This window comes from Citrobacter sp. Cf072 (assembly GCF_030334485.1).
Lineage (GTDB): Bacteria > Pseudomonadota > Gammaproteobacteria > Enterobacterales > Enterobacteriaceae > Citrobacter > Citrobacter freundii.
Genome location: NZ_JAOWDX010000045.1, coordinates 702,902 through 717,993, shown reverse-complemented (window position 1 = coordinate 717,993; position 15,092 = coordinate 702,902). Strand labels below are relative to the sequence as shown.

At 52.2% G+C, this 15,092-nt stretch carries 10 protein-coding genes; 1 reads left to right on the top strand and 9 read right to left on the bottom strand.

What is annotated here, in order from left to right; all coding sequences use genetic code 11:
• The 6 genes from OGX66_RS15745 to rlmD all read right to left on the bottom strand — a co-directional run bounded on the left by OGX66_RS15745 (window position 1) and on the right by rlmD (window position 8,308).
• Entirely contained in the window at window positions 1–315 is a 315-nt protein-coding gene (locus OGX66_RS15745; RefSeq protein ID WP_048232702.1) for a hypothetical protein, read from the bottom strand.
• Between the two features lie 196 nt (window positions 316–511).
• Window positions 512–1,810, bottom strand: a complete 1,299-nt coding sequence (eno, locus tag OGX66_RS15740) for a phosphopyruvate hydratase (RefSeq protein WP_003034129.1) — start codon at window positions 1,808–1,810, stop codon at window positions 512–514.
• An 87-nt stretch (window positions 1,811–1,897) separates the two neighbouring features.
• Window positions 1,898–3,535 (bottom strand): glutamine hydrolyzing CTP synthase, encoded by a 1,638-nt coding sequence (gene pyrG / locus OGX66_RS15735; RefSeq protein WP_003034127.1) that lies wholly within the window; start codon window positions 3,533–3,535, stop codon window positions 1,898–1,900.
• A gap of 224 nt (window positions 3,536–3,759) precedes the next feature.
• Entirely contained in the window at window positions 3,760–4,551 is a 792-nt protein-coding gene (gene mazG, locus OGX66_RS15730; RefSeq protein ID WP_003840346.1) for a nucleoside triphosphate pyrophosphohydrolase, read from the bottom strand.
• A gap of 123 nt (window positions 4,552–4,674) precedes the next feature.
• Window positions 4,675–6,909 carry a GTP diphosphokinase gene (gene relA, locus OGX66_RS15725; protein WP_048218507.1) on the bottom strand — a complete coding sequence of 745 codons (2,235 nt, stop codon included), beginning with the start codon at window positions 6,907–6,909 and terminating at the stop codon, window positions 4,675–4,677.
• A gap of 100 nt (window positions 6,910–7,009) precedes the next feature.
• Window positions 7,010–8,308 carry a 23S rRNA (uracil(1939)-C(5))-methyltransferase RlmD gene (gene rlmD, locus OGX66_RS15720; RefSeq protein WP_032938359.1) on the bottom strand — a complete coding sequence of 433 codons (1,299 nt, stop codon included), beginning with the start codon at window positions 8,306–8,308 and terminating at the stop codon, window positions 7,010–7,012.
• Window positions 8,309–8,365: 57 nt separating this feature from the next.
• Here rlmD and barA point away from each other — a divergent pair, with 57 nt between their 5' ends.
• Window positions 8,366–11,122, top strand: a complete 2,757-nt coding sequence (gene barA / locus OGX66_RS15715; protein ID WP_003840349.1) for a two-component sensor histidine kinase BarA — start codon at window positions 8,366–8,368, stop codon at window positions 11,120–11,122.
• A gap of 43 nt (window positions 11,123–11,165) precedes the next feature.
• Here the strand turns inward: barA and OGX66_RS15710 are convergent, their stop codons facing one another.
• The 3 genes from OGX66_RS15710 to OGX66_RS15700 form a co-directional block, all read right to left on the bottom strand.
• Window positions 11,166–12,308, bottom strand: coding sequence for a glycerate kinase (locus tag OGX66_RS15710; RefSeq protein WP_088903104.1), 1,143 nt, complete (start codon window positions 12,306–12,308; stop codon window positions 11,166–11,168).
• Between the two features lie 81 nt (window positions 12,309–12,389).
• Complete coding sequence (gene gudD / locus OGX66_RS15705; RefSeq protein WP_088903103.1) at window positions 12,390–13,730, bottom strand: glucarate dehydratase; 1,341 nt, start codon at window positions 13,728–13,730, stop codon at window positions 12,390–12,392.
• A gap of 20 nt (window positions 13,731–13,750) precedes the next feature.
• Window positions 13,751–15,091: an enolase C-terminal domain-like protein gene (locus OGX66_RS15700; protein WP_088903102.1), complete on the bottom strand. Its 1,341-nt coding sequence runs from the start codon at window positions 15,089–15,091 to the stop codon at window positions 13,751–13,753.
• Between the last annotated feature and the right edge of the window lies 1 nt (window position 15,092).

Here is a 15,092-nt window from a genome sequence, read left to right as displayed (position 1 = left end):
TTATTTCCCAAGCAATTTATATTGAACCTTAATGCTCCAGATTAAATTTATGACAAAGGGTGTAAAGAAGAGTGAAATGAGACCTACACCAATACAGAAGAGAATGTTTACTATGAAGAAATCTATACCCTCAGAAAGTGATGAGAAAATTACAGCCAATAGCAAAGCCGTACACCAGGCGTAATATTTCCAGGCATAGAGAAAAAATGCCCGACTTAAGCTGATATTTTTCAGTTTTGCCAACTTTATCAGGATAGCAGCATCCTTTTTTTTCATGCCCGCTTTCGCCAGTATGTCTTCCAATTCGCTATTCATTCAATATTTCTATTATTGTTAATGATAAATATAAAAACATATACAAAAAATAATCACATAATTAAATTACTCTTAGTGAAATAATAACAAAGTGATAAAGATCAAATCGTTCATCAAAATTTTCAATTAAGAATAAATTAAAGACATAAAAAAACCCGCCGAGGCGGGTTTTTACGTTAAGAGCTAAAGAACAGGATTATGCCTGGCCTTTGATCTCTTTACGACCGTTGTACGGCGCTTGTTCACCCAGAGCTTCTTCGATACGAATCAGCTGGTTGTACTTAGCAACGCGGTCAGAACGGCTCATAGAACCAGTTTTGATCTGGCCTGCAGCGGTACCAACAGCCAGGTCAGCGATGGTAGCATCTTCAGTTTCGCCAGAACGGTGAGAGATGACAGCGGTGTAGCCAGCGTCTTTCGCCATTTTGATCGCAGCCAGAGTTTCGGTCAGAGAACCGATCTGGTTGAATTTGATCAGGATGGAGTTAACGATGCCTTTTTCGATGCCTTCTTTCAGGATCTTGGTGTTGGTTACGAACAGATCGTCACCAACCAGTTGGATTTTGTCGCCCAGTACTTTAGTCTGGTATGCGAAACCGTCCCAGTCAGACTCGTCCAGACCATCTTCGATGGACACGATCGGGTACTGTTTGGTCAGTTCTTCCAGGAAGTGAGTGAATTCTTCGGAGGTGAACGCTTTGTTGCCTTCGCCAGCCAGAACGTATTTACCGTCTTTGTAGAATTCAGAAGCTGCACAGTCCATCGCCAGAGTGATGTCTTTGCCCAGCTCGTAGCCAGCTGCTTTAACCGCTTCAGCGATTACAGCCAGAGCTTCAGCGTTGGAACCCAGGTTCGGCGCGTAGCCGCCTTCGTCACCAACTGCAGTGTTCATACCTTTAGCTTTCAGAACTTTAGCCAGGTTGTGGAACACTTCAGAACCCATACGAACGGCTTCTTTCAGAGTCTTAGCGCCAACCGGCTGAATCATGAATTCCTGGATGTCGACGTTGTTGTCAGCGTGCTCACCACCGTTGATGATGTTCATCATCGGAACCGGCATGGAGTATTTACCCGGAGTACCGTTCAGTTCAGCGATGTGTGCATACAGCGGCAGGCCTTTAGCAGCAGCTGCTGCTTTGGCGTTCGCCAGGGACACAGCCAGGATGGCGTTTGCACCGAAGTTGGATTTGTTTTCAGTACCGTCCAGATCGATCATGATCTTGTCGATGCCAGCCTGATCTTTAGCATCTTTACCCAGCAGAGCCTGAGCAATTGGGCCGTTAACAGCTGCAACAGCTTTCAGTACGCCTTTACCCATGAAACGGGATTTGTCGCCATCGCGCAGTTCCAGTGCTTCGCGGGAACCAGTAGAAGCACCTGACGGAGCTGCTGCCATACCAACGAAACCACCTTCCAGGTGTACTTCGGCTTCAACAGTCGGGTTACCACGGGAGTCGATGATTTCACGACCGATGATTTTAACGATTTTGGACATTAGATTTTCCTCAGTACAAGTTAAACTAAAACTCCAGACAAACAATGCACCCTGATGGGTGCATTGCCGTTCTAACTTATTTACTTCTTACTTCGCCTGACGCTTCTGATGTTCACTGGCGGCTTTCACAAAGCCGGCAAACAGCGGGTGCCCATCACGTGGCGTGGAAGTAAATTCCGGGTGGAACTGACAGGCCACGAACCACGGATGATTCGGTACCTCAATGATCTCGACCAACTGATCATCACCGGAACGGCCTGCAATACGCAGACCCGCAGCTTCAATCTGTTTCAACAGCATATTGTTGACTTCGTAACGGTGGCGGTGGCGTTCAACAATTGTCGGCGCGCCGTACAGTTGACGAACCAGGCTATCGTCGCTCAACTGACACTGCTGCGCACCAAGACGCATAGTGCCGCCCAGATCGCTCTTCTCGGTACGGACTTCGACGTTGCCGTCTTCATCGCGCCATTCGGTAATCAGGGCCACCACCGGGTACTTACAGTCTGGCACAAATTCCGTGGAGTTGGCGTTGTCCATACCCACTACGTTACGTGCAAACTCAATCAACGCAACCTGCATACCCAGGCAAATGCCCAGATAAGGAATATTGTTCTCACGCGCAAAGCGCGCCGTCGCGATTTTACCTTCAACACCACGGTAGCCGAAGCCGCCAGGGATCAGGATTGCATCAAGACCTTTCAGGATCTCAACGCCACGCGTTTCGACATCTTGTGAATCGATCAGCTTGATATTGACGGTGACACGATTCTTCAGACCGCCATGCTTCAGCGCTTCGATAACTGATTTATAGGCATCCGGCAGTTCAATGTACTTGCCGACCATACCGATAGTCACTTCGCCTGCCGGATTAGCTTCTTCGTAGATAACCTGTTCCCATTCTGACAGATTAGCTTCCGGACAGTTCAAGCTGAATCGTTTACAAATATAATCGTCAAGGCCCTGAGATTTCAACAGGCCCGGAATTTTATAGATGGAATCGACATCTTTCAGAGAAATCACCGCTTTTTCCGGAACGTTACAGAACAATGCAATTTTTGCACGTTCATTAGCCGGAACTGCGCGATCGGAGCGGCAAATCAGGATATCTGGCTGAATACCGATAGAAAGCAGCTCTTTTACAGAGTGCTGAGTCGGTTTAGTTTTGACTTCACCTGCCGCCGCCATGTACGGAACCAGCGTCAGATGCATAAACAGCGTGTGCTCGCGGCCAATTTCTACGGCCATCTGGCGAATCGCTTCAAGGAACGGCAGAGATTCGATATCCCCAACGGTTCCGCCGATTTCAACCAGAACAACATCATGACCTTCACCGCCTTCCAGAACACGCTCTTTAATTGCATTCGTGATGTGCGGGATAACCTGAACGGTCGCGCCCAGGTAGTCGCCACGGCGTTCTTTACGCAGAACGTCGGAGTAGATACGACCGGTAGTGAAGTTGTTGCGACGGCTCATTTTGGTACGAATGAAGCGCTCATAGTGACCCAGGTCCAGGTCGGTTTCAGCGCCGTCTTCGGTAACGAACACTTCCCCGTGTTGGATTGGGCTCATAGTACCTGGATCGACGTTGATGTACGGATCCAGTTTCATCATGGTTACATTGAGGCCACGGGCTTCAAGAATGGCTGCCAGGGAGGCTGCGGCAATGCCTTTTCCCAGAGAGGATACGACCCCGCCGGTCACAAAAATATAGTTCGTTGTCATGCTGGACCTGAGAAGTTAGGGTGAAACGATGGAATTACCAAGACGGGAAAGTAGTATACCCGAACATGACGAGCGCCACAAACTTTCATTATTCCTCCTCTTCACCAGGCTCACATTAACATCGGGAGTGAGAAAATAGCCCCTTTGGGGTAAATGTTTTTGACGTAAATCAAGCGCTTGTTATTTAAAAAATCACACAAATCGCCCTTGACCGACGAAATCCCTTAGAGATCAATTTCCTGCCGTTTTACCTGTTGCCAGACTTCTTCCATAGTTTCCAGATCAACACCAGTCATTTCCAGACCGCGAGCAGCCACAATTCGCTCAACCTCACGAAAACGCCGCTCAAACTTCTCGTTCGCTTTTTGCAAAGCGGTCTCTGCTTTAGTGCCTAAATGCCGGGCCATATTGACCGTGGCAAACAGCAGATCGCCCATTTCCTCCTCCAGTTTAGCCTGGTCGACAACAGCCTGCTTCGCCTCAAACATGACTTCGTCGATCTCTTCGTAAACCTTGTCGACAACCGGTCCTAATGTTTTCCAGTCGAAGCCAACATTTGAGCAGCGTTTCTGGATTTTTTGGGCGCGCATTAATGCCGGTAAACTACGGGGAATATCGTCGAGCGCGGAATGCTGTGCCTTCTCAGCACGTTCTTCGGTTTTGATTTGCTCCCAACGGGTAAGCACCTCGGTGCTGTTACTTGCAGAAACATCAGCAAAAACATGCGGGTGGCGGCGTTCAAGCTTATCGCTTATCGCAGCGCAAATATCATCAAAGTTGAAGCGCCCTTCTTCCTGAGCCATCTGGGCGTAAAACACCACCTGGAACAGCAGATCCCCCAACTCTCCACGCAGGTCGTCGAAGTCTTCTCGCGCAATCGCGTCCAGCACTTCATAAGTTTCTTCGAGGGTATAAGGAGCAATAGTGGCGAATGTCTGCTCTTTGTCCCACGGACAGCCGTTCTCCGGGTCGCGCAGGCGCTGCATAATACCGAGCAGTCGGTCGATTTGATTCATTGGAATATCCTGAAATTTCAATACGGTAGGCCGGATAAGGCGACATCAGGCAACATAGCAATGCCTGATGGCAACGCTAACGCGTCTTATCAGGCCTACAAGGTTATCCGGCCTACATAATGATTAATTACCGTGCAGACGACGTGCGTCGATCACATCCGGTACCTGGTTCAGCTTGCCGAGCACGCGCCCGAGCACCTGCAGGTTGTAGATTTCGATGGTCATATCAATGGTGGCAAGCTGTTGTTTGGTATCACTCCGGCTGGCAACTCCCAGCACGTTCACCTTCTCGTTGGCGAGAATCGTGGTGATATCACGTAACAAGCCACTGCGATCGTTGGCCTGGACGCGAACCACCAGCGAATACCCTGCAGAGTAACTTTCGCCCCAGACCGCATCAACAATACGCTCCGGCGCATGGGAACGCAGCTCAGTCAGCTGTTCACAATCCGCCCGGTGCACGGAAATACCGCGTCCCTGGGTAATAAACCCGACAATCTCATCGCCTGGAATCGGCTGGCAGCAGCGAGCGATGTGGTGCATCAGGTTACCTACCCCTTCCACCACGACACGACCGTCGTCTTTACGGCGACTCTGCGGTGCGTGCGTTTTCTGCTGAAGCTGTTTCAGCGCGGCAGCATCCTGTTCGGCAGCGCTTGGCTTATTAAACTGCGCCTGCAGGAAGTTCACCATCTGGTTGAGGCGGATGTCTCCTCCGCCAATCGCCGCCAGCAGTTCATCCAGCTCATTGAAACTGTAGCGCGGCAGCAGATGTTTTTCCGCTTCTTTCAGGCTGATGCCTAAATGCGCCAGTTCATCGTCGAGGATCTGGCGACCTGCAAGAATGTTCTTATCACGGTCCTGTTTACGGAACCAGGCGTGGATCTTCGAACGCCCACGACTGGTGGTTACGTAGCCAAGGTTAGGGTTCAACCAGTCGCGGCTTGGGTTTGGCTGTTTCTGGGTGATAATTTCAATTTGATCGCCCATCTGTAGTTGGTAGGTAAACGGTACGATGCGTCCACCAATTTTCGCGCCAATGCAACGATGCCCCACATCACTATGAATGTGGTAAGCAAAATCGAGCGGCGTGGAGCCTGCAGGCAGATCCACAACGTCGCCTTTCGGCGTAAAGACGTACACGCGGTCATCAAAGACCTGACTACGAACTTCATCCAGCATTTCACCAGAATCTGCCATCTCTTCCTGCCAGGCGATCAGCTTACGCAGCCATGCAATACGATCTTCATGACCAGAGCGCGCGGCGCCTGAAGCAGTGCCCTCTTTGTACTTCCAGTGTGCCGCGACGCCCAGTTCGGCATCTTCGTGCATCTGTTTGGTACGGATCTGAATTTCAATGGTTTTCCCGCCCGGCCCCAGCACAACCGTATGGATTGACTGGTAGCCGTTGGGTTTCGGGTTCGCGACGTAGTCATCAAACTCATCCGGCAGATGGCGATAGTGAGTATGTACTATCCCGAGCGCGGCATAGCAGTCCTGTAAACGCTCTGCCACGATACGCACTGCGCGCACATCGAACAGTTCATCGAAGGCCAACTGCTTTTTCTGCATTTTGCGCCAGATGCTGTAGATATGCTTCGGACGTCCGTACACTTCAGCTTTGACGCCTTCCGTTTTCATCTCTGAGCGCAAATGACTAACGAACTCATCAATGTAATGCTCCCTGTCGATACGACGTTCATGCAGCAGCTTGGCAATGCGTTTGTATTCAGCCGGGTGCAGATAACGGAAGCAGTAATCTTCCAGCTCCCATTTTAATTGCCCGATTCCCAAACGGTTGGCCAGCGGTGCATAGATATTGGTGCACTCTTTTGCCGCCAGAACGCGTTCATCTTCCGGCGCGTCTTTCACTTCACGCAGATGGGCAATCCGCTCTGCCAGCTTGATGACCACACAGCGGAAGTCATCTACCATTGCCAGCAGCATGCGGCGGACATTATCGACCTGCTCGGAAGAAACTGAATCGGTATGCGTGGCTTTAAGCTGGCGTATCGCCGCCATATCACGCACGCCGTGGATAAGATGAACAATGGATTTGCCCACGCTCTCGCGCAGGATGTCTTCACTTACCACGTTGGCATCAGCCAGTGGGAACAGCATTGCTGCACGCAGCGTATCGATATCCATGCTCAACATGGAGAGAATTTCTACCATCTCCACACCACGCCACAGCAGCAGATCCGCATCCGGATGCCCCTGTGTCTGCTGGAGGCAGTACGCCCAGGTTTCGGCTAAGCGTTCACACGACTGCTGGCTGGAGATCCCCAGACTCGCGATCCATTTCTTGGGATCAAACTCACCAGCTTTATTTAAATGTGCACTTCTTACCGCAACCATCGTCCTCTCCTTAAGGGGCATGGCCTGTCGAAGTCGACAAGCCGAACCCATTGTCTTTCACACAGCATTACAAGGCGAAATCCAATGGGTATTAAGTTCATTACAAACGCTCAAACAGGACCATTGATTCCAGGTGTCCAGTGTGCGGGAACATATCGAGCATCGCCAGCCGCCGGATGGCGTATCCCGCATTGAGCAAAGCATCGCTGTCACGAGCCAGCGTTGCCGGGTTACAGGATACATAAACAACGCGTATAGGTTCTAATTTTATAATATGTTGCATCACACCTGCAGCCCCCGCACGCGCAGGATCGAGCAAAACTTTGTCGAATCCGTTTTTCGCCCACGGCTGCCGGGTAACATCTTCCTCAAGGTTTTCATGAAAGAACGTCACATTGTGTAATCCGTTATTCAGCGCGTTCTCCCGACCTTTTTCCACCAACGCCGGAACACCTTCCACGCCAACCACGCTTGCTGCCCGAGTTGCCAGCGGCAGAGTAAAATTGCCCATTCCGCAGAACAGATCGAGTACGCGATCTTCAGGTTGAACATCGAGCCATTCCAACGCACGGGCCACCATTTGCTGGTTTACCCCTTCATTGACCTGAATAAAATCACGCGGGCTGAAGGTTAACCGTAGTCCATTTGAGTCATACCAGGGTGATTCTTCTGATATTGATTCCAGTATCTCGCTTTGCGGGGCCAGAAACAAAGACAGCCCCAGAGAATGCGAAAAGCATTCCAGTTTTTCTTTATCCGCTGCACTTAATGGCGCCGTGTGGCGCAAAATCATCAGGGTTCCGCTCCCTGCCTGCACCAGTTCAACATGTCCAAGGTGGCGTAACCCTTGAAGACTTTCCAGACACGCCCTGAGATGGGGCAATAACGCTTCAAGCTGGGGCACCAAAACAGGGCATTGTTTGACATCGATAATGTCGCTGGAGCCTGATTTACGAAACCCCATCTGCAATTTTTGTTCTTTTGGCCGATAGTTCAGGCTCAATCGGGCACGACGACGATAGCCCCACGGCGTATCAGCTATAACATCCGACACGTCACATTTCATTAAACGCGACAACGCCGCGCTTTTACTACGCTGCTGTAACGAGATGCTGGCATGCTGCTGCTGGCAACCGCCGCATACGCCAAAATGCGGGCAACGTGGCACTTCACGCTCAGGGCTGTTGTTCAAACGTCGTTTTACTTGCGCGCGGGCGAACTGTTTTTTATCTTCGGTAATCACCACCTCGGCGCTTTCCTGGGGTAGCAATTCCGGTATAAACAACGCTTTTCCGTTATGGCGAGCGACGCCCTGACCAAAAGGATCGAGGTCATTGACGGTAACGGTTATGATCTGACGCGTCGTCACGCGTCGTTTTGCAGAGTAGAATTGCGCCATCGACGAGATATTTCTCTATTTAACAGTGTGACCCTAATTGTCCCATAACGGAACTCCATGACCAACTACAGCCTGCGCGCACGCATGATGATTCTGATCCTGGCCCCGACCGTCCTGATAGGTTTGTTGCTCAGTATCTTTTTTGTTGTGCATCGCTATAACGACTTGCAGCGTCAACTGGAAGATGCTGGTGCCAGCATCATAGAACCACTCGCGGTCTCCAGCGAATATGGCATGAACCTGCAAAACAGGGAATCTATCGGCCAGCTTATCAGCGTGCTGCATCGTCGCCATTCCGATATCGTGCGGGCAATTTCTGTTTATGACGAAAATAACCGACTGTTCGTCACCTCTAATTTTCATCTCGATCCGTCTGAAATGCAGTTGGCGACAGGTTCACCGTTTCCCCGTAAGCTAAGCGTCACCCGGCACGGGGATATCATGATCCTGCGTACCCCGATTATATCGGAAAGCTATTCACCAGATGAATCCGCCGTAAGCGATGCGAAAAACACCAAAAATATGCTGGGGTATGTGGCGCTTGAGCTGGATCTTAAGTCCGTGCGATTGCAGCAGTACAAAGAGATCTTTATCTCCAGTGTAATGATGCTGTTTTGTATTGGTATTGCGTTAATTTTTGGCTGGCGTCTGATGCGAGACGTAACCGGCCCGATTCGCAATATGGTGAATACCGTTGACCGAATTCGTAGAGGACAGCTCGACAGCCGCGTGGAAGGTTTCATGCTGGGCGAGCTGGATATGCTAAAAAATGGTATCAACTCGATGGCGATGTCACTTGCGGCTTACCATGAAGAGATGCAGCACAACATCGATCAGGCCACCTCTGACCTGCGTGAAACGCTGGAGCAGATGGAAATCCAGAACGTCGAACTGGATCTGGCGAAGAAACGCGCCCAGGAAGCGGCGCGTATTAAGTCTGAGTTTCTGGCTAACATGTCGCACGAACTGCGAACACCGCTGAATGGCGTGATTGGCTTCACCCGTCTTACGCTAAAAACCGAGCTCAACACCACGCAGCGCGATCACCTGAATACCATTGAACGCTCGGCTAACAATCTGCTGGCTATCATCAATGATGTACTCGACTTCTCCAAACTTGAGGCGGGCAAGCTGATTCTGGAAAGCATTCCCTTCCCGCTGCGCAGCACGCTGGATGACGTCGTTACGCTGTTAGCGCATTCATCCCATGATAAAGGGCTTGAGCTGACGCTGAATATTAAGAATGACGTGCCGGACAACGTCATCGGCGATCCGCTGCGCTTACAGCAGGTAATCACTAATCTGGTTGGCAATGCCATCAAATTTACCGAAGGCGGCAATATCGACATTCTGGTCGAGAAGCGCGCCCTTAGTAACACGAAAGTGCAGATTGAAGTACAAATCCGCGATACCGGAATTGGTATTCCTGAGCGCGATCAGTCACGCTTGTTCCAGGCCTTCCGCCAGGCGGATGCCAGTATTTCCCGCCGCCACGGCGGTACCGGGCTGGGCCTGGTCATTACGCAAAAACTGGTCAACGAAATGGGCGGGGATATCTCCTTCCATAGTCAACCGAACCGGGGTTCCACGTTCTGGTTCCATATCAGCCTCGATCTTAACCCTAACGTTCTCGTTGACCGCTCAACCACGCTCTGCCTGGCCGGTAAACGACTGGCCTACGTCGAACCGAACGCCACTGCCGCACAGTGCACGTTAGATATCTTGAGCGAAACGCCGTTGGAGGTGATTTACAGCCCTTCATTCTCCGGGCTGCCGAAGGATCACTACGATATTCTGCTGCTCGGCATTCCGGTTACTTTACGCGAACCGCTCACCATGCAGCATGAGCGGCTGGCAAACGCTGCGGCGATGACCGACTTTTTGTTACTGGCCCTGCCTTGCCATGCGCAGATTAACGCCGAGAAGTTAAAACAGGGCGGCGCGGCGGCATGTCTGTTGAAACCTCTCACCTCAACTCGCTTACTGCCTGCGCTGACAGAGTATTGTCAGGTGAATCACAGCGCGGATCCGCTGCTGTTAGACGATAGCAAAATTGCGATGACCGTTATGGCGGTAGACGACAACCCGGCGAACCTCAAGCTGATTGGCGCACTGTTGGAAGATAAGGTGCAGCACGTCGTGCTCTGCGACAGTGGGCATCAAGCGGTGGATCGCGCCAGACAAATGCAATTTGATCTGATCCTGATGGATATTCAGATGCCAGACATGGACGGCATTCGCGCTTGTGAACTAATCCACCAGCTTCCTCATCAACAGCAGACACCGGTCATTGCGGTCACCGCACACGCCATGGCCGGGCAGAAAGAGAAGCTGCTCAGCGCCGGGATGAACGATTACCTGGCGAAGCCTATCGAGGAAGATAAGCTGCATAATCTGCTGTTACGCTACAAACCCGGCGCAAGCACAGCGCTTAGGGCGATCGCCGTTGAACCCGTTGAGCCGGTAGTCAATCCGAATACCACACTCGACTGGCAGTTAGCATTAAGACAAGCCGCAGGTAAAAACGATCTGGCGCGGGATATGCTGCAAATGCTGCTCGATTTTCTGCCCGAAGTACGTAACAAAATTGAAGAACAGCTGGTCGGTGAAAACCCTGAAGGGCTGGTGGATATGATCCACAAGCTGCACGGCAGCTGCGGTTATAGCGGCGTTCCCCGCATGAAAAACCTGTGTCAGCTTATTGAGCAGCAATTACGTAGCGGGACCAAGGAAGAAGAGCTGGAGCCTGAGTTTTTAGAGCTTCTGGATGAAATGGACAACGTTGCGCGCGAAGCGAAGAAGTTGTTGGGGTAATATTCGCAGGAAGGCGGCGTGACCGCCTTATCCAACCTACAACTCAGCGTAATTGCTGCCCGGCTTTAAGCGTTGCGGCCACGTTTCGCGCCGTCATTCGTACGTTGTCGCTCGCGTTCTTTAGCGCCTCATCCAGGGTACAGATGGTATAGATGACGCTGAAAACCGCATCCAGCCCATGCTCGTGGACCACACCGACATCCGCCGTCAGGCTACCGGCAATGCCGATAACCGGTTTGTTGTAACGCTTTGCGACCTTCGCCACGCCAACCGGAACCTTACCGTGAATGGTCTGACTATCAATGCGCCCTTCACCCGTGACCACTAAATCCGCATCCGCAACGCAGGCGTCAAGGTGCAACGCATCCGTTACTATCTCAATACCGCAGCGCAACTGTGCGCCGCAAAACGCATATAGCGCCGCCCCCATACCACCAGCGGCGCCACCGCCGGCCAGATCCAGCACGTTGACGTCCAGATCGCGGGCAATGAGTTGCGCATATTGCGTGAGTGCCCGATCCAGGCGGGTAATCATCTCCGGCGTCGCCCCTTTTTGCGGGCCAAAAACCGCAGAAGCGCCCTCTTCACCGGTCAACGGATTAGTCACGTCGCAAGCCACTTCAATACGACACGCAGCAAGTCGCTGGTCTAACTGAGAAATATCAATCCGAGCGAGCGATTCGAGGCCAGCCCCGCCATGGGCAATATCGTTATTTTGCGCATCCAGCAATTTTGCTCCCAGCGCTTGCACCATCCCGGCACCGCCATCATTGGTGGCGCTTCCGCCAATTCCAATGATGATATGCTCAACGCCAGCGTCCAACGCATGACGGATTAACTCCCCGGTTCCCCAGGATGTCGTTTTCAGCGGATCGCGTAACCCCGCAGGAACCTGTTCCAGTCCGCTAGCGGCCGCCATTTCGATAAAGGCCGAGCGCTCATCACCGGATAAACCATAAAATGCCTGAATTGTGTTGCCCAAAGGGCCGGTAACATCAACATGCACAAGGTGACCTTGCGTTGCGGCAACCATCGCTTCGACCGTTCCTTCACCGCCATCTGCAACCGGAATCTTCACGTAATCCGCATCGGGCCAGATCTCACGAAACCCCTGCTCAATAGCCGTTGCCACTTCAAGCGCACTCAAACTTTCCTTATAGGAATCCGGTGCGATTACTATTTTCATAAAGCATCCTTACGCATGTTGACTGTGTTAAGCATATACCAGGATAAAAACCGCCCCTTAATGGGAGCGGTCCCAGTTCGCTTAGCGTACCATGCACGGACGCTTATTATCAAACGTCCAGTTCGGGATCAGATACTGCATTCCCATCGCATCATCACGCGCCCCCAATCCATGTTGCTGGTACAGCTCATGCGCTTTCATGACCTGATCCATATCCAGCTCCACGCCCAGACCCGGTTTTACCGGAACCTGCACCATGCCGCCTTTGATTTCAAATGGCTCTTTGGTCAGGCGTTGATTGCCTTCCTGCCAGATCCAGTGGGTATCAATCGCGGTAATTTTGCCCGGAGCCGCTGCCGCGACATGCGTAAACATCGCCAGCGAAATATCAAAGTGGTTGTTAGAGTGCGATCCCCAGGTCAACCCAAACTCATGGCACATTTGCGCCACGCGGACAGAACCCTGCATGGTCCAGAAGTGCGGGTCCGCCAGTGGGATATCCACGGACTGCAACGACAGCGTATGCCCCATCTGACGCCAGTCGGTGGCGATCATGTTGGTGGCGGTCGGCAGACCGGTAGCGCGGCGGAATTCCGCCATCACTTCACGACCAGAGAAGCCCTGCTCGGCGCCACACGGATCTTCCGCATAGGCCAGAGAACCCTTCAGATATTTGCCGATCTTAATCGCTTCGTTTAGCGACCACGCGCCGTTCGGATCCAGCGTGACGCGGGCCTGCGGGAAACGCTTCGCCAGCGCAACGATAGATTCCGCTTCCTCTTCCCCGGCCAGCACGCCGCCTTTCAGTTTAAAGTCGTTGAAACCATACTTCTCATACGCAGCTTCCGCCAGGCGCACTACCGCATCCGGGGTCATCGCCTCTTCATGACGCAGACGATACCAGTCGCACTTCTCATCCGGCTGACTCTGGTACGGCAGCGGCGTTGCCTTACGGTTACCCACGAAGAACAGGTAACCCAACATTTCAACTTCGCTACGCTGCTGTCCATCACCCAGCAGAGAGGCGACGTTTACGCCCAGATGCTGACCTAACAGATCCAACATGGCCGCTTCGATCCCAGTAACCACATGAATAGTGGTACGTAAATCAAAGGTCTGCAAACCGCGACCGCCCGCATCACGATCGGCAAAAGTATTGCGTACCGCATTCAGCACGTTTTTGTATTCACCTAACGTTTTGCCTACCACCAGCGGGATCGCATCTTCCAGCGTTTTGCGGATTTTTTCTCCGCCGGGAATTTCACCCACGCCGGTATGACCGGAGTTATCTTTAATAATCACAATATTGCGCGTGAAGAATGGAGCATGTGCGCCGCTCAGGTTCATCAGCATACTGTCATGACCCGCAACCGGAATAACCTGCATAGAGGTAACCAATGGGGTAGAAAATTGTGCGCTCATAATTAAGTCCTTATTCAAAATTAGTGGCGGCCGAAAACGGGACGTTTACGGTCAAAAGTCCATCCAGGAATCAGATACTGCATTGGGCCTGCGTCATTACGCGCGCCGCCGGGCAGTCTCTTGTAGGCTTCATGAGCCTTGTTAACCTGATCCCAGTCCAGCTCTACGCCCAGTCCAGGCGCGTCAGGAACAGCAATTTTCCCGTTCTTAATCTCCAGCGGATTTTTGGTCAGACGGCAATCGCCCTCCTGCCAGATCCAGTGGGTGTCGATAGCCGTCGGGTCGCCCGGCGCAGCGGCGCCAACGTGGGTGAACATCGCCAGCGAAATATCAAAATGATTGTTAGAATGGCAGCCCCAGGTCAGGCCCCAGTCATCGCATAACTGTGCCACGCGTACCGCGCCGGAAAGGGTCCAGAAGTGCGGATCGGCCAGCGGAATATCTACTGAGTTCAGCATCACCGCATGGCCCATTTCACGCCAGTTGGTGGCTATCATGTTCGTTGCTACCGGTAGACCGGTTGCACGGCGGAACTCGGCCATCACTTCGCGGCCAGAAAAACCCTGTTCAGCGCCGCATGGATCTTCGGCGTAGGTCAGAACATCGTTCAGCCCTTTACACAGGGAGATGGCTTCATCCAGCAACCAGGCACCGTTGGGATCAACCGTAATACGCGCATCCGGGAAGCATTTTTTCAGCGCACGAGCGGTGTCGATTTCCTGCTCGCCAGGCAGTACACCACCTTTGAGTTTGAAATCTTTAAAGCCGTAGCGATCCTGCGAAGCCTGAGCCAGACGTACCACCGCCTCACTGTTCATCGCTTGCTGGTGACGCAGGTGATACCACTCATGGTTTCCCGGCGTGCTTTCCAGATACGGTAAATCGGTCTTTGTGCGATCGCCCACGTAGAACAGATAGCCGAGTACGGTGACCGCATCGCGCTGCTTGCCCGGCCCTAACAGTTCACAAACCGGCACGTTCAGCGCCTTGCCCAGCAGGTCGAGCAGCGCCGCTTCCAGCGCCGCTACCGCGTTTACCCGTAGCTCAAACGTCCAGGCGCCTTTGCCGAAGGTGTCAAAATCAGCGGCCTGGTTGCCTTTATGCACCTGCTGTACCACCTTATTCAGGCGCGCAACCTCCTGACCCAATACCATCGGGATAGCGTCAACCAGCGTCTGATAAATCACTTCGCCGCCCGGCGCTTCACCGACGCCGGTATTGCCGGCGTTATCGGTAAGAACCACAATATTGCGGGTGAAATATGCATTGTGCGCACCGCCAATATTGAGCAGCATGCTGTCATGACCGGCCACCGGGATGACCTTCATATCGGTAATAACGGGACTCGATTGTGTTGTCATC

What these genes read in the sequence shown, in the direction of transcription:
- OGX66_RS15745 (WP_048232702.1), bottom strand. Translation starts at nt 315, where the DNA reads ATGAATAGCGAATTGGAAGACATACTGGCGAAAGCGGGCATGAAAAAA.
- eno (WP_003034129.1), bottom strand. Translation starts at nt 1,810, where the DNA reads ATGTCCAAAATCGTTAAAATCATCGGTCGTGAAATCATCGACTCCCGT.
- pyrG (WP_003034127.1), bottom strand. Translation starts at nt 3,535, where the DNA reads ATGACAACGAACTATATTTTTGTGACCGGCGGGGTCGTATCCTCTCTG.
- mazG (WP_003840346.1), bottom strand. Translation starts at nt 4,551, where the DNA reads ATGAATCAAATCGACCGACTGCTCGGTATTATGCAGCGCCTGCGCGAC.
- relA (WP_048218507.1), bottom strand. Translation starts at nt 6,909, where the DNA reads ATGGTTGCGGTAAGAAGTGCACATTTAAATAAAGCTGGTGAGTTTGAT.
- rlmD (WP_032938359.1), bottom strand. Translation starts at nt 8,308, where the DNA reads ATGGCGCAATTCTACTCTGCAAAACGACGCGTGACGACGCGTCAGATC.
- barA (WP_003840349.1), top strand. Translation starts at nt 8,366, where the DNA reads ATGACCAACTACAGCCTGCGCGCACGCATGATGATTCTGATCCTGGCC.
- OGX66_RS15710 (WP_088903104.1), bottom strand. Translation starts at nt 12,308, where the DNA reads ATGAAAATAGTAATCGCACCGGATTCCTATAAGGAAAGTTTGAGTGCG.
- gudD (WP_088903103.1), bottom strand. Translation starts at nt 13,730, where the DNA reads ATGAGCGCACAATTTTCTACCCCATTGGTTACCTCTATGCAGGTTATT.
- OGX66_RS15700 (WP_088903102.1), bottom strand. Translation starts at nt 15,091, where the DNA reads ATGACAACACAATCGAGTCCCGTTATTACCGATATGAAGGTCATCCCG.